The 21,739-nt window shown below is 38.9% G+C and carries 26 protein-coding genes; 1 reads left to right on the top strand and 25 read right to left on the bottom strand.

Annotation, left to right across the window (positions count from 1 at the left end; translation table 11 throughout):
• Positions 1–101: 101 nt before the first annotated feature.
• The 25 genes from BAU15_RS13890 to secG form a co-directional block, all read right to left on the bottom strand.
• Complete coding sequence (locus BAU15_RS13890) at positions 102–335, bottom strand: DUF2969 domain-containing protein (protein ID WP_161843331.1); 234 nt, start codon at positions 333–335, stop codon at positions 102–104.
• Between the two features lie 130 nt (positions 336–465).
• Positions 466–1,119: a CBS domain-containing protein gene (locus BAU15_RS13885; protein ID WP_161843330.1), complete on the bottom strand. Its 654-nt coding sequence runs from the start codon at positions 1,117–1,119 to the stop codon at positions 466–468.
• Between the two features lie 3 nt (positions 1,120–1,122).
• Positions 1,123–1,827 (bottom strand): ABC transporter ATP-binding protein, encoded by a 705-nt coding sequence (locus BAU15_RS13880; protein WP_161843329.1) that lies wholly within the window; start codon positions 1,825–1,827, stop codon positions 1,123–1,125.
• Complete coding sequence (locus BAU15_RS13875; RefSeq protein ID WP_161843328.1) at positions 1,827–2,603, bottom strand: ABC transporter ATP-binding protein; 777 nt, start codon at positions 2,601–2,603, stop codon at positions 1,827–1,829. The genes BAU15_RS13880 and BAU15_RS13875 overlap by 1 nt, the downstream gene beginning before the upstream one ends.
• Positions 2,584–3,561 carry a branched-chain amino acid ABC transporter permease gene (locus BAU15_RS13870; RefSeq protein WP_161843327.1) on the bottom strand — a complete coding sequence of 326 codons (978 nt, stop codon included), beginning with the start codon at positions 3,559–3,561 and terminating at the stop codon, positions 2,584–2,586. Before BAU15_RS13870 ends, BAU15_RS13875 begins: the two co-directional genes overlap by 20 nt.
• A 10-nt stretch (positions 3,562–3,571) precedes the next feature.
• Complete coding sequence (locus BAU15_RS13865; protein WP_161843417.1) at positions 3,572–4,450, bottom strand: branched-chain amino acid ABC transporter permease; 879 nt, start codon at positions 4,448–4,450, stop codon at positions 3,572–3,574.
• 134 nt (positions 4,451–4,584) lie between these two features.
• Positions 4,585–5,751, bottom strand: coding sequence for an ABC transporter substrate-binding protein (locus BAU15_RS13860; RefSeq protein WP_161843326.1), 1,167 nt, complete (start codon positions 5,749–5,751; stop codon positions 4,585–4,587).
• Between the two features lie 316 nt (positions 5,752–6,067).
• Complete coding sequence (locus tag BAU15_RS13855; RefSeq protein WP_161843325.1) at positions 6,068–6,940, bottom strand: ROK family protein; 873 nt, start codon at positions 6,938–6,940, stop codon at positions 6,068–6,070.
• A gap of 119 nt (positions 6,941–7,059) precedes the next feature.
• Positions 7,060–7,512: a GNAT family N-acetyltransferase gene (locus BAU15_RS13850; protein ID WP_161843324.1), complete on the bottom strand. Its 453-nt coding sequence runs from the start codon at positions 7,510–7,512 to the stop codon at positions 7,060–7,062.
• The gene (gene yidD, locus BAU15_RS13845; RefSeq protein ID WP_161843323.1) at positions 7,509–7,787 is read right to left on the bottom strand and encodes a membrane protein insertion efficiency factor YidD; all 279 of its coding nucleotides are present in this window, start codon (positions 7,785–7,787) and stop codon (positions 7,509–7,511) included. The genes BAU15_RS13850 and yidD overlap by 4 nt, the downstream gene beginning before the upstream one ends.
• Positions 7,788–7,870: 83 nt before the next feature.
• Positions 7,871–8,047 (bottom strand): DNA-directed RNA polymerase subunit beta, encoded by a 177-nt coding sequence (locus tag BAU15_RS13840; protein ID WP_161843322.1) that lies wholly within the window; start codon positions 8,045–8,047, stop codon positions 7,871–7,873.
• An 18-nt stretch (positions 8,048–8,065) separates the two neighbouring features.
• The gene (gene murA, locus BAU15_RS13835) at positions 8,066–9,367 is read right to left on the bottom strand and encodes a UDP-N-acetylglucosamine 1-carboxyvinyltransferase (protein WP_161843321.1); all 1,302 of its coding nucleotides are present in this window, start codon (positions 9,365–9,367) and stop codon (positions 8,066–8,068) included.
• 94 nt (positions 9,368–9,461) lie between these two features.
• On the bottom strand, positions 9,462–9,695 hold the full coding sequence (locus BAU15_RS13830) for a DUF1146 family protein (protein WP_161843320.1): 234 nt from the start codon (positions 9,693–9,695) through the stop codon (positions 9,462–9,464).
• 483 nt (positions 9,696–10,178) lie between these two features.
• Entirely contained in the window at positions 10,179–10,601 is a 423-nt protein-coding gene (locus tag BAU15_RS13825; RefSeq protein WP_161843319.1) for a F0F1 ATP synthase subunit epsilon, read from the bottom strand.
• A gap of 13 nt (positions 10,602–10,614) precedes the next feature.
• Complete coding sequence (gene atpD, locus BAU15_RS13820; RefSeq protein ID WP_161843318.1) at positions 10,615–12,021, bottom strand: F0F1 ATP synthase subunit beta; 1,407 nt, start codon at positions 12,019–12,021, stop codon at positions 10,615–10,617.
• A 22-nt stretch (positions 12,022–12,043) separates the two neighbouring features.
• Positions 12,044–12,955, bottom strand: coding sequence for a F0F1 ATP synthase subunit gamma (locus tag BAU15_RS13815; RefSeq protein ID WP_161843317.1), 912 nt, complete (start codon positions 12,953–12,955; stop codon positions 12,044–12,046).
• A 17-nt stretch (positions 12,956–12,972) separates the two neighbouring features.
• Positions 12,973–14,529 (bottom strand): F0F1 ATP synthase subunit alpha, encoded by a 1,557-nt coding sequence (gene atpA, locus BAU15_RS13810; RefSeq protein ID WP_161843316.1) that lies wholly within the window; start codon positions 14,527–14,529, stop codon positions 12,973–12,975.
• Between the two features lie 30 nt (positions 14,530–14,559).
• On the bottom strand, positions 14,560–15,102 hold the full coding sequence (gene atpH, locus BAU15_RS13805) for an ATP synthase F1 subunit delta (RefSeq protein ID WP_161843315.1): 543 nt from the start codon (positions 15,100–15,102) through the stop codon (positions 14,560–14,562).
• Positions 15,089–15,616: a F0F1 ATP synthase subunit B gene (atpF, locus tag BAU15_RS13800; protein ID WP_161843314.1), complete on the bottom strand. Its 528-nt coding sequence runs from the start codon at positions 15,614–15,616 to the stop codon at positions 15,089–15,091. Before atpF ends, atpH begins: the two co-directional genes overlap by 14 nt.
• A 121-nt stretch (positions 15,617–15,737) precedes the next feature.
• Positions 15,738–15,950, bottom strand: a complete 213-nt coding sequence (atpE, locus tag BAU15_RS13795) for an ATP synthase F0 subunit C (protein ID WP_161843313.1) — start codon at positions 15,948–15,950, stop codon at positions 15,738–15,740.
• Positions 15,951–15,988: 38 nt separating this feature from the next.
• Positions 15,989–16,711: a F0F1 ATP synthase subunit A gene (gene atpB, locus BAU15_RS13790; RefSeq protein ID WP_161843312.1), complete on the bottom strand. Its 723-nt coding sequence runs from the start codon at positions 16,709–16,711 to the stop codon at positions 15,989–15,991.
• 333 nt (positions 16,712–17,044) lie between these two features.
• Positions 17,045–17,509, bottom strand: a complete 465-nt coding sequence (gene smpB / locus BAU15_RS13785; protein ID WP_161843311.1) for an SsrA-binding protein SmpB — start codon at positions 17,507–17,509, stop codon at positions 17,045–17,047.
• A 15-nt stretch (positions 17,510–17,524) separates the two neighbouring features.
• Positions 17,525–19,894, bottom strand: coding sequence for a ribonuclease R (rnr, locus tag BAU15_RS13780; RefSeq protein WP_161843310.1), 2,370 nt, complete (start codon positions 19,892–19,894; stop codon positions 17,525–17,527).
• Complete coding sequence (locus tag BAU15_RS13775; RefSeq protein ID WP_161843309.1) at positions 19,891–20,658, bottom strand: alpha/beta hydrolase; 768 nt, start codon at positions 20,656–20,658, stop codon at positions 19,891–19,893. The genes rnr and BAU15_RS13775 overlap by 4 nt, the downstream gene beginning before the upstream one ends.
• A gap of 125 nt (positions 20,659–20,783) precedes the next feature.
• Entirely contained in the window at positions 20,784–21,020 is a 237-nt protein-coding gene (secG, locus tag BAU15_RS13770) for a preprotein translocase subunit SecG (RefSeq protein ID WP_161843416.1), read from the bottom strand.
• Positions 21,021–21,225: 205 nt separating this feature from the next.
• Between secG and BAU15_RS13765 the strand changes: the two genes are divergently transcribed.
• Positions 21,226–21,453, top strand: coding sequence for a hypothetical protein (locus tag BAU15_RS13765; protein ID WP_161843308.1), 228 nt, complete (start codon positions 21,226–21,228; stop codon positions 21,451–21,453).
• Positions 21,454–21,739: the final 286 nt, after the last annotated feature.

Here is a 21,739-nt window from a genome sequence, read left to right as displayed (position 1 = left end):
AAAGTCTAGTAAAAAACCTGACTTAGTTATAATACATAAAAATGCGTGTTATTGCAAGAGGAAATTTTAATTTTTTTTAGTTATTTTTAGATGTTATTTATTTAGTCGTGAAGATTCCATTGGCGGATGACTGATTCTACTGCTTCACCAAAAGTTTTTGTCACGCCTTGAGATTCATTATCCATATAAATTTCAAAATGTTTGGCATCATTTGTAAAGATTTCACCAATCATTTTTTTACCAATGAATAATTGAGTAACTTCAATTTCTTGACCATTGACTGATTTCTTTGTTTCTTCCATACGAACTTCGATATCTTTATTTTTTTTTGACATAATTCTCACCTCGTTGCCTATTTTACCATATTCTCTTTTATTTGTATCTGTCTAGTTCACTAAGTTCTCCGATGAACACAATAAGAGCCAAAGTAAAAGGGTCTCCTCTACTTTGACTCTCAATGTTTAACTAGTCTTCTTCATTCGTTAAGACAGCTTCTAAGACCTGATAACCAGCATCCTTTAAGAGCTGCTGAACCTTTTCAGTCTCTCTCGTTTGAATCTGTAATTCAACAATCGTTTCTAATTCTTTTCTATTCACAACAACGGTTAAAATACTAAAGTCATTGTCCGCTAATAGTTTCGTCAGATCAGCTAAAATCCCTTTATGGTCTTCAACAATCTGAATTTGAACACGAGTTCCACCATCTTTATAGCCGGTAATTTTTAGAAAGGCATCAAAAATATCATTGTTGGTAATAATTCCAACTAAATTTTCTTGGCTATCGACGACAGGCAAGACACCAACATTGTTCTTACGCATCAGGCTGATTCCTTCTTCTAAGAGCGCTTCAGGTAAGACAGTTTGAACATTTTTAACCATCACATCGGCAACCGTCGTTTTGTTTAATAGATAATTGGCCTCATAGACACTGAGAGTTGTGGCTTTTGAAGGCAATGCTTCTTGAATGGTTCCCTCTGTGATTAAGCCGATTAAGCGATCATTTTCGACGACTGGTAATCGGTGAATATCGTTTTTTTTCATTAAATCGACCGCATCAAAAATTTTTGTTTGCGGCTGAACCACCACTAAATTTTTTGTCATAAAATCTTGAACGCTCATGAATTACCCTCCTAAATAAGCTTTTTTAACTTCTTCGCTGGCTAATAACTCTGCACCAGTTCCTTCAAGAACAATTTTCCCGGTTTCTAAGACATAGCCTCTATTAGCAATTGAGAGCGCCATTTTGGCATTCTGTTCGATTAGTAAAACGGTTGTCCCTTGTTGTTGAATCTCTTGAATGATATTAAAAATTTCCTTGATAAAAATTGGGGCTAAGCCCATTGATGGTTCATCTAATAGCAGAAGTTTAGGCTTCGACATTAATGCTCGACCCATCGCTAGCATCTGTTGTTCTCCACCTGAAAGTGTGGCAGCATCCTGCGTTTTTCGTTCTGCTAAAATTGGGAATTTCTTAAAAATTTGTTCATAGTCAGTTTTCATCTCAGCCGAGTCTTTACGCAAGAAGGCACCCATTTCTAAGTTTTCTTGGACCGTCAATCCTGGGAAAATATGTCGTCCTTCTGGCACTTGAGACAATCCTGATGCTACGATTTTTTGTGGGACCGTTTTATGAATCTCGTTACCTTCAAAACTAATACTACCACTAGAAGGTCGGATTAAGCCAGAAATCGTGCGGAGAATCGTCGTTTTACCGGCACCATTGGCTCCAATTAAGGAAACAATCTCTCCTTCTTTTACTTCAAAACTGACGTCTCGAACAGCTTGAATCATGCCATAATGCACTGATAAATTTTGAACACTTAACATTATAGCTCACCTCCAAGATAGGCTTCGATTACACGTGGGTTGTTTTTAATTTCTTCAGGTACTCCTTCAGCAATCACTCGGCCATATTCTAACACATAGATGCGTTCACAAACATCCATAACTAAACTCATATCATGCTCGATTAACAGAATCGTAATTTGGAATTCTGCTTGAATTTTTCGGATCAAGGTTGTTAATTCAGCCGTTTCCTGCGGGTTCATCCCGGCAGCAGGCTCATCCAAGAATAAAATTTTCGGTTGAGTTGCTAACGCTCGTACGATTTCTAACCGTCGCTGTTCCCCATAAGGTAGATTTTTGGCTAAGGTTTGGGCTTTTGTTTCCATCCCAAAGATAGCTAATAGTTCAATCACCTTTTTTTGCATCGCTTCTTCTTTTTTATAGAAGCTTGGAAAACGTAGGATACTCGATAGTAACCCTTCTTTATTTTTGCTATTCATGGCAATTAAGACATTATCCATCACAGTCAAATCTTTAAACAGACGAATATTTTGGAACGTCCGACTTAATCCTAGGTCAGCAATTTTATAAGGCTTTTGGCCATTTAGACGATGCGTCTTCCCGAGGTTTTCGAACAAGACATCGCCTTCACTAGGCTCATAGACACCTGTTAAAAGATTAAATAAAGTCGTTTTACCGGCACCATTAGGTCCGATTAACCCAATTAATTCATTGGATTCTAAATGTAGATTCACATTTGAAACGGCAGCTAAACCGCCAAAGTTTTTGGTTAAGTTTTTAACGTCCAATAGAGGCATCAGAATCGTCCTCCTTTTTCCCAAATTTTTCAAAAATACGTTTAACAGAAAATTCCCAAGTCCCTAATAAGCCACCTGGCTTGAAGATCATGATGATGATTAACGCCAACGCATAAATAATCATCCGAAGTGCACCGAAATCTTGTAGGTACATATTCAAAATACCCAATACGATTGCTGCAACAAAGGTTCCTGTGACACTACCAATCCCACCAAATACAACAATAATCAGGATATCGATTGATTTCATGAAACCAAAATCTTTTGGTGCAATTGATTGAACATAGCTTGCTGATAAAGCGCCAGCGATACTAGCGGTCATGGCACCTAACATAAAGGCAATAACCTTATATTTAGTCGTATTAACCCCCATCGATTCAGCGGCAATTTCATCTTCGCGAATTGAGATAGTTGCTCGCCCTGGACCACTATGAAGAAAGTTCACAATGACTAAAGTTGTGATAACAACAAAGCCAAAGACCATCGACCAGTTAGCAAATGGCGGAATGCCAAAGATTCCTGAAGGACCATTTGTAATATCACGCAAATTGACAATCAGAATCCGAATAATCTCTGAAACACCGAGAGTCGCAATCGCTAGATAGTCGCCTTTTAAACGAAGCGTTGGAATACCGACTACTAGAGCGACTAAACCAGATAAGAAAATTCCTAAAACAAGACCTGAAAAGAAACCACCTAATGTGGGGTTTTTGACACTCATGATAGCCGCACTATAGGCCCCAATTGCCATAAACCCAGCATGACCTAGAGAAAACTGTCCCGAAAATCCGATAATTAAATTGAGCCCACAGGCTAAAATAATGTTGATACCAATATTGACAATAATGAAATCAGTAAAGAATGTAATAATCCCTGCACTATAGAGCGCATATAGAATTGCATAAAGACCAGCGGCAATGACCAACCAGACAAGATTAAACTTTAGATTTTTTTTCATGGCTGTCCACCTACACTTTCTCTTTAATATTTTTACCAAGAATCCCAGCTGGTCTGATTAATAAGATGATAATCAAGACGCCATAAACAACTGCATCCTTATAATCAGAAAAGCCCATTGCCGTGGTAATTGTTTCCAGCAAGCCGATAACAAAGCCACCTAAGGCTGCACCAGGAATAATCCCAATTCCACCTAATACGGCTGCAACGAACGATTTAAGGCCAGGAACAACTCCCATCATCGGATCAATCGAATTGTAGTAAAGTCCAATCAGCATCCCACCAGCGGCCGCTAACGCAGAACCCAATGCAAAGGTGAAGGAAATTGTCCGATTGACATTAATCCCCATTAACTGAGCCGCATCGGCGTCAACACTCACCGCACGCATGGCTTTACCCATCTTCGTTTGTTTGACAATAATTTGTAAAAGAATCATTAAGGTTAGCGAAATGCCTAGAATTAAAAGTTGAATATTGCTGACTTCAATAAAACCTAGCTTAAATGATTGTCGTTGAATTGCTTGAGGAAAGGCCCGAGTGTCAGAGCTGAAGAAATAAATCATGACATTTTGTAGGAAAAAAGAAACCCCGATTGCTGTAATTAAAGCCGCGATTCTAGTGGATTTCCGTAAAGGACGGTAGGCTAGAAATTCAATCGTCACACCAACAACCGCACTGAGTGCCATTGATAAAATAAGTGCCGGAAAGAAGCCCATGTTCAGTTGATTAATTAAATAATAGCCGATGAAGCTACCGATCATATAAATCTCGCCATGGGCAAAATTGATCAGCTTGATAATACCGTAAACCATGGTATAACCTAGCGCCATAAGAGCATAAATACTCCCAAGGAACAGGCCGTTGATTAATTGTTGAATTATAATTTCCAATGCCATCACTTCCAATGTTTTTTTGTATTGCTTAAAAATAGGCTGGTACAAAAAACTCTTGCGCCAGCCTTTATTTCTGTGTAACTCGTGTCTCTCATTAATCCTTACTATCTAGTGAACTTTTGCGAGCAGTATTATTTAACTGTTTCAGCTGAAGTTTCTTTTCCTTCAGTTAGACCTAAAACAACTGCTGATTTTTCAGGATTATGATTTTTATCCATGGTCATTTCGCCAGTTACACCGACAAACCCTTTGATTTTACCTAAAGCTTCGGTAATTTTTGCAGAGTCAGCAGAATCAGCATCTTCAATTGCTTGTTTTAACATGTATACTGAGTCATAGCCAAGTGCGTTGAAGGCAGAAGGTTGTTTACTATATTTTTTAGAGAAAGCTTCAACAAATGGTTCGACTTTATCTGTACCAGGTGCTTCAGTTGAGAAGTGTCCTGTGTAGAAGACGTTTGATACATTGGCTGCTCCAGCCGTTTCAACTAATTTTTCATCACCAAAACCATCCGCTCCGATAATTGGTTGTTCAATACCCATTTCGCGTGCTTGTTTGATGATTAAACCAGCTTCAGTGTAGTAACCTGGGATGTAGATGACATCGAATTTTTCGTTTTTGATTTTTGTTAAAATAGCTTGGAAATCTTTATCATTCGCCACAAAGTTTTCTTCTTTAACAATCTCCCCTTTAAAGGTTTCTTTAAAGGCCTTCGTTAACCCAATCGCATAATCACTTGAGTTATCCCCGATGATCACTGCTTTTTCAGCTTGCAATGTGTCTTGCGCATATTTCGCTAAAAGAACGCCTTGGAAGCTATCTTGGAAACACACACGGAAGATAAATTCTTGAACTGCATCTCCTTGAACAGTAATTGTATCATCTGTAGCAGATGGTGTAATTACTGGTACAGCCGCTTTTGTCATGTTTGGTACACTTGCTTTTACGGCGCCAGATGTTGCAGGTCCAACAACTGCGACTACTTTATCATTCGTTGTTAAGTTCGCTGCAATTGATGCGGCTTCATTATTATCAGATTTATTGTCTTTTTCGATTAACTCAATTTTCTTACCTAGGATTCCACCAGCTTCGTTGATTTCTTCGACGGCTAAATCGATTCCTTCTTTTTCTGCATTTCCGTATGCGGCAACCGCTCCAGAAAGCTCCATGTTCATACCAATCTTGATTGTGTCACCCTCTGCTTGGTTCCCATTATCTTTAGGACCAGCAGCTCCGCCTGCCCCACAGGCTGATAGCAAGAATAGACTTGCAAATAAAAACGTGAATTTTTTCTTCATTTTATTTCCCCCTTTTAATCTTTCTTTAAGATATGTATATCAATATACTGAAAAATAATCAGGTTGTCAATGAATTATCAGAAAATTTCTATAATTCAGGAAATTAAGGAATTACAATGGTTATTCCCTATAATTTCAATAATTCAATCATAGAAATGAATAAAGCGCATACATTCTTATGGAGATTGAGAAATTATTTTTTAATCGTCAAAAGCAAAAAAAATGTAGAAGAGAAGACTCGAAAAACGAGACCTTCTCCTCTACATTTTATTTATTTTTTGTTTTGTCCATTTTTTTTAGATAAGCATCTTACTAGTTATTTGTGTTCCTGTGCCGCATAATTTGCTGCTGCACCAACTAAATTGGCGTCATTTCGATATTCACACAGCACAATCTTCGGAACAAAATCATTCAAGTTGTGTTGAGCGAGCTTTTGAGCCATCCGTTGGTTAATCTCATCCAGTAAGCCATCTTTCGCTGAGATTCCCCCACCAAGTACAATCACTTCAGGATCAAAGGCAAATTGAATACTAAATAAGCCTTGAGTAAGATGTTCGTAAAAGTTCTCAACCTCTTCTTTTGCCAGTTCATCGCCAGCTTCAGCAAATTCAAAGACTTCTTTGCCTGAGTAAGCAGTTTTTTCAAGGCCTTTACGTTCACAATAGCGCCAAGCCATTTGAACAGCGGTTCCCAACACACTAAACGTTTCCCCACCATCCAAAAACATCAAACCAAATTCTCCACCGTATAGATGAGCTCCTTTGGAAATTTCGCCATTGACAAATAAGGCCCCACCAATACCAGTCCCAATCACGACAAAAGCCACATTCTGATACCCTTTCGCAGCACCCTGATAGAATTCAGCCATACCGGCACAATTAGCATCATTCTCAATCGCTACTGGTAAACCAAAAAGTTCCCGTAATTCACCAAAGATATCAAAATTGTGAATGTAAGGAATCGCGCTAATCCCTTCAATCTTTTGTGTTTGGACATTTACGACACCCGGTGCACTAATCCCTACGCCATCAAACGGCTGCTCCATTTGTTCGGCCACATTTTTTAAGGCTGCCTTCATCTCAATCCAGGTTCCTGGAGTTGTAAATTGATTTTTACTTTCTAAAGTTTCACCATTCCAGTAGCCATATTTGACCGCTGAACCACCAATATCAAAAACTAATAATCCCATAATAAGAGTCTCCAATCCGTCAATTTCAAAAAGTTATTCATCTTATTGTACGATATTGAGAAAGAGCTTTCAATGGATATCTTAAATAAATATATACATTTATAGCTGATAATCTATTTTTATATCGTTTGGCTCAAAATAATTTGATCCGTTAGAAGTATCCCCTCTTCATAGATTTTCTCACGATAATGTGTCAAAAAATAATCTTTGATGCGAGCGACCTCTTGAAAGCCCATTTGCTTATACAAAGCTAATGCTGGAAGTGTGCTATTCCCTGTTTTGACTAAGACAGTTGTCGGTTTAGCTGCATGTGCCTGAATCATCAGAAGCGCCTGCTTGATCAAATCTTTCGCTATACCTTGTCGCTGATGACTAGGTAAGACCGCCAAGTTCAGTAATTCTGCTTCAGCTCCTCGGATTTGATAGACCAGACAAGCAACGATGGTTTCTTTGCGGCAATCCACTAGAATCTCCGAGTCATAAATATAACGTTCCACGACCTCTTTATCGGGATCAGCATCTAGCAGTAGCGTCCATGGAAGAGGTTCATTTTTTTCTAGTAATCGAATCATTTAGCTCTCCTATAGGTATAAGTTGGTAAAACTTTGTCGGTATCATTTCTTTTTAGACTAAATTTTTGTGGCACATAATCTAAACCGCCTTTCACGAATGGGTGGCACCGTAAAATACGCGAGGTTCCCATTATCGTGCCCTTTAACGCCCCATGAACGGTAATAGCTTGAATCATATAGCCAGAACAGGTGGGATAATAGCGGCAGCTCGGCGGAAAAGCGGGAGATATATATTTTTGATAGAAACGAACCAGACCAATCAATATTCTTTTCATTGTATATGCATTCCTTCGTATAAAGTTAATCAAAAGAGGCAAAAACGAAAACGAATGTTTTGTCTTTGCCTCCATTTAAATTATTATTTGAAAAAAGTGAAGATATGATTCCACAGGTCATGACTAAAAACAGAAAGAGGTTTTCCTCCACCAATAACCCCATAACCAATCATCATACCGATGACAAAGAGGAGCATAATCAAGGCAATGACCACCACAATTTTAAGTAGTGTAATTAAAATATAGCGCGTAGCACTCATCGACATGCCTCCTTAAATTTATATCTTAACTGCAGATGCTGTAGTCGTTGTTGTTTCGGTTTCACTTACACGTTCAACATTCGCACCTAAATTTTGCAATTTTTTATGGAATTGATAATAGCCACGATCTAAATATTTTAGATTACGGACGCGAGTAACACCAGTAGCACATAAGCCTGCTAAAACTAACGCAGCTGCTGCGCGTAAGTCAGTCGCATAAACCTCAGCACCTTGTAGATCATGTGCGCCATCGATTATGGCAATATTTCCATCAATCTTAACATGGGCATTCATTCTACGCAATTCTTCTAAATGTTGGAAACGATTTTCGAAGACTGTTTCCGTCGTTATGCTAGTTCCTTTAGCAACCAATTGAATGGCTGTCATTTGCGCTTGCATATCTGTTGGAAAACCAGGATGTGGCATTGTTTTAACATCCGTTGCTTTTAATTCTTTTGGACCGATGACACGAACGCCATGGTCTTCATCAATCACGGTTGCCCCCATCTCGATGAGTTTTGAAATCAATGGACGGTTATGCTCAGAAATAGCATCTTCAATTAGTACATTTCCTTGAGTCATAGCTGCTGCGACCATGAAGGTTCCTGCTTCGATACGGTCTTGAACGATTGAATGTTCAACTGCATGCAGATGTTCAACCCCTTCGATACGCATCGTTTCGGTTCCAGCACCGTATACACGAGCACCCATCTTATTCAATACATTAGCTAAGTCAACAATCTCAGGCTCACGTGCCACATTTTCAATAGTAGTCGTTCCTTTAGCTTTGACAGCAGCCATCATAATATTCTGAGTAGCCCCTACACTTGGGAAGTCTAAATAAATTGAATTTCCGATTAATTCATCAGCGATGGCTTCAATATAGCCATTTTTTTGAATAATCTTCGCACCTAGTGCTTGAAATCCTTTTAAATGCAAATCAATCGGTCGTTTTCCAATCGCACAACCACCAGGCATTGCTACCTTAGCATGGCCGTTACGAGCCAATAACGGGCCCATCACAACGATTGAAGCTCTCATTTGACTCACGTATTCATAAGGTGCTTCAATCTCTAATTGTTTTGAAGCATCTAAAGTAACTTGTTTTAATTCTTCATTGAATGTTACATCTACATTTAAGTGACGAATCACTTGATTCATCGTAAAGACATCCGATAATATTGGTACATTTTTTAAAGTAGTTGTGCCTTCTTCTGCAAGTAAACTCGCAGCTAAGATAGGTAGCACAGCGTTTTTGGCGCCCTCAATTTCGACAGTTCCTTGTAATTGATTACCACCTTGAACAATAATTTGTTCCATTTTGTCCCCTCCACACATTCCTTTGCGCATAACTTCACACAAAATCTTTTCTATTATAGCACTATTTGTCCCTAAATAGTAGCCTTTCTTCCGTTTAAAAGCCGATATAGAATAAGTTCCGACATAAAGCAATAAATTCTAAAAAAAAGCTGCTTGCTGTATATCCTAAAACAATAGAAAATAAAACAATCGCCATCCGCACTTGTGCTGGCATGGTGACTTTAAATAGTGTTTCTACTCGCAAAGAACGCAAGGCCCAAAAAGTCAAATAAATAAATGTCAGATGGCTAGCGATGCGAACAATGGCATCTACTCCATAAACTTGCATAGGTTTCTCCTTACCACTTCGTTGAGTATTGAATATTAACATACTGATAATAACACAAATAGAGGAAAAGGAAAATCGTTGCGCACTTAAAAATTCGTTAAAAAGTCTTTTTAAAGACTCTTCCGTTTTTATAACGATTGTTCTCTAATATACAGTAGAACAATCCACTACTCTGTGTAGTTTTTTCTCGCTGTTGTCATCTTGTTTCATATGTTTATACTCTACGTGAACTGTTCTCTGATTGTATTCAATTCTTTACAAAAGACACTAATTATACAAAGACTTCTGTTTCAAGTTAGAGTGACTGCTCGATTTACCTATCAAATCCAATAACGATTCTTTTGAAACGTCATCAATTAGAAACACACCCTCTTCCTCTAGGAAGCGAGACGGTCAGCGATAGTTATCGGAATAATCATATTTTGAACGTAAAAAACCCAAGCCTGGATTTATCGCAGACTTGGGTGAGTTGATCTATCCTATTTAGCTGTGTTTTGAAACATTGATTCGATTGATTGCTCGGTGTAAGGCAACAGTCGCCCGACTAAGCTCATCAATATCATCATTTTGCTTCGCTTCTTTGATCATCTGTTCAGCTCGTTGTTTTGCACGTTCGGCACGCGGAACATCAATATCACGTTCACGCTCAGCACTATCGGCAATAATTGAAACAACATTTTCTCTGACTTCCATTACACCGCCATTAACGGCTACCCAATCGACATGGGTGTCAGAATCAACACGTTTGATCCGAACTTCGTCGATGGCTAAAGGAACAATAATCGGCGCATGTCGTGGTAAAATACCAACCTCGCCATCTAATGTCTTAGCAACTACGATTACTGCATGATGATCATAGACAAGGCCATTTGGCGTAACCACGTTCACGGTTAAATAATTATCCATGAGGCACCCCTTTCTAGTAACCTAGTGTTTTGGCTTTTTCGATAACATCTTCGATACGACCAACACTTCTAAAGGCTTCTTCAGGAAGAGCGTCGTGTTTACCATCTAAAATTTCACGGAATCCTTTAATTGTTTCTTCAACTGGTACATAAGAACCTGGTTGACCAGTAAATTGTTCTGCTACGTTAAAGTTTTGAGATAAGAAGAACTGAATCCGACGGGCACGAGCTACTAAAACTTTTTCGTCATCAGAAAGTTCATCCATCCCTAAAATAGCAATAATATCTTGTAATTCACGGTAACGTTGCAATACATGTTGAACTTCAGTTGCAACTTCATAATGCTCCTCACCTACAACTTCTGGTGCTAAGGCACTTGAAGAAGAAGCAAGTGGATCCACTGCTGGATAAATCCCTTGTTCAGTTAATTTACGTTCCAAGTTAGTCGTTGCATCCAAATGGGCAAAGGCTGTCGCTGGAGCCGGGTCAGTATAGTCATCGGCTGGTACATAAATCGCTTGAATTGAAGTAATTGAGCCTTTTTTAGTTGAAGTGATTCGTTCTTGCAATTGTCCCATTTCAGTTGCTAAGGTTGGTTGGTAACCTACGGCTGATGGCATACGGCCTAACAGCGCAGAAACTTCTGAACCTGCTTGAGTGAAACGGAAAATATTATCAATAAATAAAAGCACATCTTGTTGTTCGACATCACGGAAATATTCAGCAATCGTCAAACCAGTTAATGCCACACGCATCCGGGCACCTGGTGGCTCATTCATTTGGCCAAAGACCATGGCTGTTTTTTCAATAACGCCAGACTCTTTCATTTCAAAGTATAAGTCGTTCCCTTCACGCGTACGTTCACCAACACCAGTGAAGACCGAAATCCCCCCATGTTCTTGCGCGATATTATGGATTAACTCCTGAATTAGAACGGTTTTACCAACACCGGCACCACCGAATAACCCAACTTTACCACCTTTTAAATAAGGGGCAAGTAAATCGATAACTTTAATCCCAGTTTCGAGAATTTCAGTACTAGTACTTAACTCATCGAAGTTTGGTGCTTTCTTGTGAATCCCGCTACGAGGTGCATCAGCTGGGAAAGGCGCTTCTAAGTCGATTGTGTCACCTAGGACATTAAATACTCGACCTAACGTTTCCTTACCAACTGGAACAGAGATTGCTTTCCCTGTGTCAATAACTTCCATTCCACGTTGCAAACCGTCTGTAGATTCCATTGCGATTGAACGAATGACGCCATCTCCTAGTTCTAGGGTAGCTTCTAAGACGACTTTTTGTTTTGATTCATCATTTTTATAAACGACTAAGGCATTGTTAATATCTGGTAAAGAATGGTCAAGTGAAAACTCCACGTCAACGACGGGCCCAATGACCTGAACAATTTTGCCTGAATTCATTTGTATTCCTCCAATCATGACATTACTCTAACGCAGCTGCTCCAGCTACAATTTCGGTAATTTCTTGAGTAATTGCGCCTTGACGCGCACGGTTATATGAAATAGTTAAATCACTAATAATATTTTGTGCATTGTCAGTCGCCGTTTTCATTGCGGTCATTCCAGCCGCATGTTCTGCTGTTTTTGCATCAACAATTGCCCCATAAATTAAACTTTCGGCATATTGTGGCAATAAGGTATCTAGAATAACATCCTTCGATGGTTCTAGAATATATTCCTGTTCATAAGTTGTTGCTTCATCTGCATCTAAATCAGAAATTGGTAACATTTTTTCCACACGAAATTGACTGGTTAATGAGTTAATATGATGATTGTAACAAACATAGAGCTCATCAAAGACTTCACTTTCATACATGGTTGTTGCCATTGAAACAATCTTACGGACTTCTTCGAAACTAGGTTGATCCGATAAATTACGGAGCTCATAAGCTAAATTGATGCCGCGAGTTTTGAAAAAATCGGCCCCCGTTGCGCCAATCGCAATCATGACGTATTCATCTTGTGAGGTATGATCCTCTTCTAACATGCCCATCGTTTGTTTCAAGATAGAACTGTTATAACCGCCCACAAGCCCACCATCAGAAGTGATGACGATATAGCCAGTTTTCTTAACCGGACGTTTTAACAACATGCTATGATAATTTAATGCGTCATTTGAAGTAGCTTCCGTAATTTCTTCCAAATCTGCCAACTGTGCAGCCACTAAATGGGTAACAATTGAGCGAACTTTTGAAGCATACTCCTGGAAATTCTTTGAAGAAGCTTCTGATTTGGTCAATTTGGCTGCGGAAACCATCTGCATGGCTTTCGTAATTTGACTAGTTTTTTTAGTTGAAGCAATCCGCTGCTTAATTTCATTTAAGGAAGCGCCCATTGTCTTTCACTCCTTTATTAGGCATTTTGGATCGATTGCAATTGTTCTTTAGCTGATAAGCCATCTCGATTAGAAGCAACAAAAATTTCTTGATAGTTTTTAATCGCTTCATTCAACTTATCTTCGTCAGGTAAATCTTTTGTTTCACGAATCGTTTGGAATAAATCGGCATGATTGGCGTCTAAATATTCAAATAAAGATTGTTCAAACTCTAAGATTTTATTTACAGCAATCCCATCTAAGAAGCCATGAGTCAACGCGTAAAGAATAACTACTTGTTTTTCAACAGCTAATGGGGCATGCAATTTTTGTTTTAAAATTTCTACTGTCCGACGACCACGATTTAGTTTTGCTTGTGTTGCCGCATCTAAATCAGAACCAAACTGCGTGAACGCTTCTAGTTCTCGGAAACTAGCTAAGTCTAGACGAAGCGTCCCAGCTACTTTTTTCATGGCTTTAATTTGAGCAGAGCCACCAACCCGTGAAACAGAAAGCCCAGCATCAACAGCGGGTCTCGTTCCGGCATAGAACAAATCACTTTCTAAGAAAATTTGTCCATCAGTGATTGAAATCACGTTGGTTGGAATGTAAGCAGAAATATCGCCGGCTTGTGTTTCTACAAATGGGAGAGCTGTCATTGAACCGCCACCCAATTCATCACTTAATTTTGCTGCACGTTCTAATAAACGTGAATGTAGGTAGAAAACATCCCCAGGATAAGCTTCACGACCTGGCGGACGACGAAGAAGTAATGAAAGTTCACGATAAGCAACTGCCTGTTTTGATAAATCATCAAAAATGATCAAAACATGTTTACCATTGTACATAAACTCTTCACCCATTGCAGTTCCAGCATAAGGGGCAATGTAAAGTAATGGCGCAGGTTCAGAAGCACCCGCAGTTACAACAATCGTATAATCCAGTGCGCCATATTGACGTAACGTTTCAACTTGTGCGCGGACAGTCGAATCTTTCTGACCAATCGCCACATAAATACAGATCATGTCTTGCCCTTTTTGGTTAATGATTGTATCAATCGCGATTGAAGTTTTCCCAGTTTTTCTATCACCAATGACTAATTCACGTTGGCCACGACCAATTGGAACTAAAGCATCAATTGCTTTTAGACCCGTTTGCATTGGCTCGTTAACTGATTTACGTTGCATAACGCCTGGAGCCATAGCTTCAACCGGACGTGTTTTATCCGTTTTAATCTCACCTAGTCCATCAATCGGCTGACCTAAAGGATTCACGACACGGCCAATTAGACTTTCCCCAACAGGAACTTCCATAATTTTGCCTGTACGTTTGACCTTGTCACCTTCACGAATGGTTTCAAAATCGCCTAGGATAATAATCCCAACGTCATTTGATTCTAAGTTTTGCGCCATCCCGAAAGAACCGTTTGAGAATTCTAATAGCTCACCACTCATTGCGTTTTCTAGTCCATGCGCACGAGCAATCCCGTCACCAACATAAGTGACTGTACCGATTTCTTCTACAGAAAGCTCGTTTTGATAATTTTCTATTTGTTGTTTAATCAAGGCACTAATTTCTTCTGCTTTGATAGCCATTCGATTCACCTCTTTAATACATTTCTGTTCTTATTTTTTAATAAGTCTCGTAATTTTTTCTAATTGTTTACCGATGCTACCATCAATGACTTGGTGATTCGCTTCAACGACGACGCCACCAATAATTGATGGATCCACTTTATTGACTAACTTAGCTTCACCATAGCCTAAATGTTGAGCGATTTTCACTTCTAGCTGCACTTTTTGCTCTTCTGAGAGCGGCACAGCTGTCGTTGCTACACCAGTGACTAAACCTTTATATTCACCATATCGATGCTCATATTCATCAATCATTAAAAGCAAGTCGTCCATTCGACTGTAGTTAAAAACGACTTCTAAAAAGTTTCTCATTGTGCCTTGATAATGACAGACCAATTTATCCATAACCACTCGTTTTTCATTTGGTTCTAAACGAGTATCACTAAGGATATTCCCAAGATCAGGTAATTCTGCATAAACGGCTCTTAAGCTCAATAATTGTTGGTAGATATCTTCAATTGCTTGTTCTTCCATCGCCAAGTTGAACAAGGCTTTGCCATATCGTTTACCAACGGTATATTTATCTAGTTTCATTTGTTGAACCTAAACCTTCAATATATTGATTGATTAGAGATTCGTGTGATTCAGGTGTTAATTCTTTTTTTAGAATTTTTGCTGCAATCTGTAGTGAAAGATCAGCGACATCATCCTTAACCGATGTTAAAGCAGCGTCACGTTCCATAAGAATATCGTTTTGCGCTTTTTCTTTTAAGCGCGATACTTCTTCTTTGGTATCTTTTAAGATTGTTTGACGACTTGCTTCACCATTTTCTTTGGCGGTTTTTAGAATGTCGGCTGCATCTGAACGAGAAGCAAGTAATTGTTGCTGACGTTCTTGTTCAAGTTTAGCAGCTGATTGTCGAGATTGTTCAGCCGAATCTAAATCATTGGCGATTTTGTCTTCACGTTGTTTTAGTAAATCAGTGATTGCTCCCCATGCGAATTTTTTTAATAGAAGTATGAGGATTAAAAAGGCACCACTGACAACTAGTATGTTACCGATCATAGCGTTTCCTTGTGCTTCGGCAATAACCAATTGATTAAACATAGATGCTTCAACTTCCTTCCTGTGTCAGAGCTCTTCTAAAACAATGAATGAGACTCTACATATAGAAAGAAAGCAGCGACGGTGTCCCGAGTAATCGGCGTCCTGCCTTCTTTTAGAGAATTTACATAAAGATAAGTAGTAACGCTACAACTACCCCTAGAATTGGCACAGCTTCAATCATACCAACCCCGATAAACATTGTTGTACGTAATTGCCCAGCCATTTCAGGTTGACGAGTCATTGACTCAATTGTTTTTGAAATTACTTGTCCGTTACCATATGCTGCACCGATTGATGCGCCAAAAATTGCGATTGCTGCTGCGATATATTGCATGATTATTTTCCTCCTAAGATAATGTAGCTTTTTTTATTTTATTCCTCTACTTCGATCTTGTGACTCATATATACCATTGATAATGAGACAAAAACGAAAGTTTGGATACTACCAATAAATATTGAAAAACCAATCCAAATCATTTCCAACGGGATGGCTAACGGGATACCCAAGCCTCCACCTAATCCCCCTAATTTCGAAGAAATTAAGGTAAGTAGTACTTCACCTGCGTAAATATTTCCATAAAGACGCAAGCCCAGAGTTAGAACATTCGTGAATTCTTCCATAAATTTTACTGGGGCCAGAAAAGATACTGGTTTAAAGAACGAATTCGTTATATATCCTTTAACACCAAATCTAGCAACACCATATAAGTTTGAAAGAACAATCACCATGAAGGCTAATGTCAGTGTGACAATCGGATCAGCCGTTGGGCTTTTCCAGACAGACAACTCACCTGGCAAGACAATCTTCGTTACTAAACCTAACATATTTGCTACAAAAACAAATAAGAATAATGTAAAGGCTAATAAATGAAAATTACTCAACTCTTTCTTTGGCATATTGTCAGTAATGATTCCTTTGACAAAGTCGATCACCCATTCGATGGCATTTTGTTTTCCTTTAGGCTTCATGGTTAAGTTCCTTGTGCAAAAGAAAACTGTGAAGAAAACAATCGCACAGGTGAGTAAAACCATGAGGCAAATCGTTCCATCAAACCAAATGGGGCCAATGTGAAAAGTTAATGATTTTTCATCCAATTCATTTCACCTCTTTTCCCGTAAACTCATCTCTAGATACTGATCCAGCGGTGGTATGTCGATAGTAATTTATGATGACATTGGTCATCATACCACCATAAAACAGAAATTTCAAAGCATTTTCATGAAAAATTCGACATTTTTTTCAAATTGACAAAAAAAGCCTAGTTTTGTCAATAAATCACTCTAAAAATCATAGTTTCTTCCTATATAAGAGTGACTGAAAAAATGCGTCCGAAATTCACCTCTAGTTTCCCTAGATAGTGTTATGCTATCAAACTTTCGTCAATAGTAAAAGAAAATCCATTGAATATGTGAAAAAGTATATTTGCTCTACCTAGAATAGTTCTTGAGTGTACGGCTAATTTGTCGATCCACATCTTTTCGTTTTAAATCTTCTCGTTTATCATATTGCTTCTTCCCTTTAGCCAGACCAATAAGAACTTTGGCATAGCCATTACGAAGATAGACTTTCAGAGGCACAATTGTCACGCCAGTATTTTTTGTTTCGCCAATTAAGCGAGCAATCTGTTTCTTGTGCAACAAAAGTTTTCGCGTACGTAAAGGCTCATGATTAAAAATATTGCCTTGCTCGTATGGGCTAATATGAACATTATAAAGATAAGCTTCTCCATTACGAACGCGGACAAAACCATCTTTCAAATTAATTCGTGCATTACGAACCGACTTGATTTCTGTCCCTTGAAGCACCATTCCTGCTTCCATTGTGTCTAGTATGGCATAATCATGACGTGCTTTTTTATTTTGGGCGATTAATTTCCCTTCTCCTTTAGGCATAGAAGACTCCCCTTTTTACTGTTTTTTCTTTTTCTTACCTTTTTTTGCAACCCCTTTATAAAAAGGTTTCTTGCCTTTACCAGCCGGTTTTCCAGCATTTTTTGGTTTCTTCTTATTTCTGTTGGCTGATCCTTCTGGTTTTTGTTTTGATTTAGGTGTACGTCGGTCATCTGGACGATTCCGTCGTTTGTCCTTCTTCGGTGCTTGAAGCGTTGGAATCTCTTCAGCTTCTAGTAATTCAAAATCAATCTCACGTGTCTCAGGATCTGATTTAACAACTTTAATACGAACTTTTTGCCCAATCTTGAAGGTTAATCCTGTTCGTTCTCCGACCAAAGCTAGATGATTCTCTAAAAAGTGGAAATAGTCTTGTTTCAATTCATTAATATGAATTAGACCTTCGACCGTGTTAGGTAACTCAATAAACAAGCCGAATTTGACCACTGAACTAATAATTCCATCAAATTCTTCGCCGACTTTATCCGCCATAAATTCCGCTTTTTTCAGGGAATCAACTTCACGTTCCGCATCAACTGCTCGACGTTCCATACGCGAACTGTGCTCAGCAATTTCTGGTAACTCTTCTGCCCACTTATCTTGCATCTCTTGGCTCGTATCATTTCCATAAGAGCGAATTAAACGATGCACAATTAAATCTGGGTACCGTCGTATTGGTGAGGTAAAATGCGTATAATATTCTGCAGCTAAGCCATAATGCCCATAATTTGTTTCTGAATATTTAGCTTGTTGCATACTACGTAAAAGCATTGTATTAATGACAGCAGATTCAGGTTTATCCGCAACCTCTTCCACGACGTTTTGCAAGTCTTTAGGCGTAATAGTGCCTTTCGTTCCACGGACCACAATTCCTAGTGCCGCAGCGAAGTCAAAGAAGCGCTGCATTTTTTCTTCTTTAGGCTGCTCGTGGATTCGATAGATATAAGGTAATTTTAAGCGCGTAAAATGTTCAGCCACGGTCTCGTTGGCCGCTAACATAAACGATTCAATTAAACGTTCCCCAATTCCACGACTTCTGAGTAGAATATCCACTGGATGACCTTCAGGATCAACTAAGATTTTTGCTTCGCGATCCTCAAATGAGACAGCACCACGTCTAATCCGCATAGCTTCTAAGATTTGATGCAACTGCCCCATCTCTCTAAACATCGGCACAAGTGCTTCATAACGTTCAAGTGTTTCAGGTTTTTGCTCTTCAAGTATTTCATTGACAGCTGTATAAGTCATTCGTTCCGTTGTTTGAATGACACTTTGGAAGACTTCGTGATGGACCACATTTCCTGAAACATCAATCTCCATCTCACAGCTCATAGTGAGGCGAGGAACTTTGGGATTTAGCGAACAGATACCATTTGAAAGTCTCTGTGGAATCATCGGAATCACGCGGTCAGTTAAATAGACACTCGTGCCACGATCGAATGCTTCACGATTCAATTGGCTCTCTTCTGTTACATAGTAAGAAACGTCTGCGATATGCACGCCAAGAAAATAATTGCCATTGTCTAATTTTCTGACCGTCACCGCATCATCCAAATCTTTGGCATCTTCGCCATCGATTGTTACAATCAGTTGGTCGCGAAGATCACGACGACCTACTAAGTCAGCTTCTTGAATTGTATCAGGGACCTGATCAGCTTCTGCTAAAACATCATCTGGAAAACTTGTTGGAATTCCATTAGCGACAATGACTGATAATATATCCATCCCAGGATCATTTTTATGCCCAATGACTTGTTTGATAATACCTTCCAAACTAGTCGAATAACCCGACTCTGGGTAGTGAGTAATCTCAATCAGCACAATGCTCCCGTCAACGGGTCGCACACCTTCTGCAATCGCATAAACTTTAAAGTGGCCTAATTTCTTATCCTTAGGGACAACTACGCCATATAAATCAGTTTCCGCTACTTCATCATCTGTATAGGCGACAAATTCACCAGCAATCTGTGTCAGCTTTCTTTCACGGACTTCGATAACTTTCCCTTCGGCCCCTTTGTCTGAAAAAGGATCAGAAGTTCTTATAATATCAATCGCCACTGTATCGCCATTCATCGCAAAACCAGTCGCTTCTTTAGGAATGTAGACATCATCCTCTTCAGGATCAATCGTTACAAAGCCAAAGCCTCGTTCATTTGCACGAAATATCCCTTCAACCAACGTAGGCGAAAAGGGTAATTTAATCTTTCCTTTTTTATTGAATTCAATTTGTCCAGCGCGTTCCATCGCAGCAACCGTTTGGACAAGACTTTTAAACTCTTCACTTTTTTGTAGACTTAAAGCCTCAGCTATTTGTTCCATAGAAAAAGTCTTTTTTTGACTTGATTCCATAAAGAACAGTATTTTCTTTTTGATTATTTCTTGATTCATTCTTTTTCCTCATTCCAAGGCAGGGCGTTTAAAAAGCTCAGTACGTCCTGCTGTAATTGTCGTCGGTCTTTGCCGACAGTGATGACGTGTGTACTCTCTGGATACCACTGTAACGTGTAGCGACTATTTTTTAAAGCTTGAGCCGTTTTAAAGACATTTGTTGGGTCAATCATCTTATCTTGTCCGGCTTGCGCTAAAAATACCGGAACCTTAATCTCAGATAACTGAGTGGATGCTCGCTGTGCGGTCTCTTGGATGGCTGCTAATTGTTTTTCTGCTAAAGGCTCAAATTCTGCCAACTTCTGCTCAATTGTAGCTGAAGGCAACTCTGCCAATGTCATAACCTGTTTTGCATATAACATGAAATTTTCGAAAACATGATTATTTTCCGGAAAAATGGGCGAACAGAATAAGCCACCACCAACAATTGCTGGATCCTGTAATTCCAATGCGTGCATCGCATAAATGCCACCCATTGAAAGGCCAAAAACAGCAATTTGTGTATAGCCCTGTTCTTTTAAGAAAGCTAAAGCTGCAGTTGTATCCTGCCACCAAGCTTCTTTGTCTTGTGTTAAAATATCTAGCGGATCTAATGTGCCATGGCCAGAAAAATTTGGCGAATAGACGGTGTAGTCAGCACTCTCTATATACCGACTCATCATGCGCACATCATTTGAGCTACCTGAGTATGCATGAAGTAATAAAACAGCTCGCTTGCCGTGAGGTGCAAAGAGCGGCTTTGGTAAATTGATTTGTTGTTTCATTAAACTCACCTCTCACTTCCCATTCTACCATAGATTGCCTATGAACTGCCGTCCTGCGCATTTTTTGGCAAAATAAAAAGGTTACCACAGGAAAGCAAAACATCCTACAGTAACCGTGTAATTGTCTAGTGAGAAGAAAGATAAGCTAATGCAAATAATAAAGCAATCCAAAGCACACCCATTATTGCAGTTGCTCTTTGCATAACGGCCTCAAAACCGCGTGCTTTTTGTTTCCCAAATAATTGATCTGCGCCGCCTGTAAAAGCACTAGCAGCACTATTTTGTTTACTTGGCTGCATCATAATAGCAATGATTAATAAGACAGACAAGACGATTACAGCGCCTAAAATAAGATTATACAAGTTCACGTAATAAAACCTCCTTTTTCACGAAAATTCATCTATCTTAATGTATCATAGAATGAACGAGATATCTAGTGGAATTTTCAGTAAACACAAAAAGAAGCTCACTACAGGGCTTCTTTTTGCGTAATTTTATTATTTATTTAATGAGTATAAGTTTTTCTCGCAAGATAGTTTTTGTGAATGGATTGATCAATACTCTTTTATGTATCTTCAACCGTATGCCGCATCCGGGATTCCTTCCATCAAAAAGTTCACAGTCTGGTCGCAAGCAGCTCAACAAAGAACGTTAATCTCATTGCTAAATCAGTTCATACAAGCTGTAAATAGTGAAAATGCACAGCTAGTAATTTATGATTCCCCTATAGGGACTGCAGAATTTTTAATTGCAGGAATTCCTACTGCTAGATTGGCTAGCCATTGTCTTGCCTAAATTAAAATAGTCGAAAAAATATACCCTGAAGATATGTTTGAGGGTGTATCAATACTTAATCCGCGTATCAATTTGATCTTCATGATTAAGCATTATCTGCGGCCAGTAATTTTAATCTACCCATAAATAGTTGCTTAATTTGTGCAAGAACATTCAGAGAATTGACTGTTATATAAGCCTCCAGATGTTGTATTCAATGTGTAATTTATATAGAGTTGTATTAATATTCAATAGTCAAAATAATTCTCTGATTGTATACTAAAACCTCAGCAGACGCTGAGGTTAT

It is taken from the genome of Candidatus Enterococcus huntleyi (assembly GCF_009933175.1).
Lineage (GTDB): Bacteria > Bacillota > Bacilli > Lactobacillales > Enterococcaceae > Enterococcus_K > Enterococcus_K huntleyi.
Note: the sequence above shows the minus strand (reverse complement) of the source record. Positions and strands in the feature narration are given on the sequence as shown.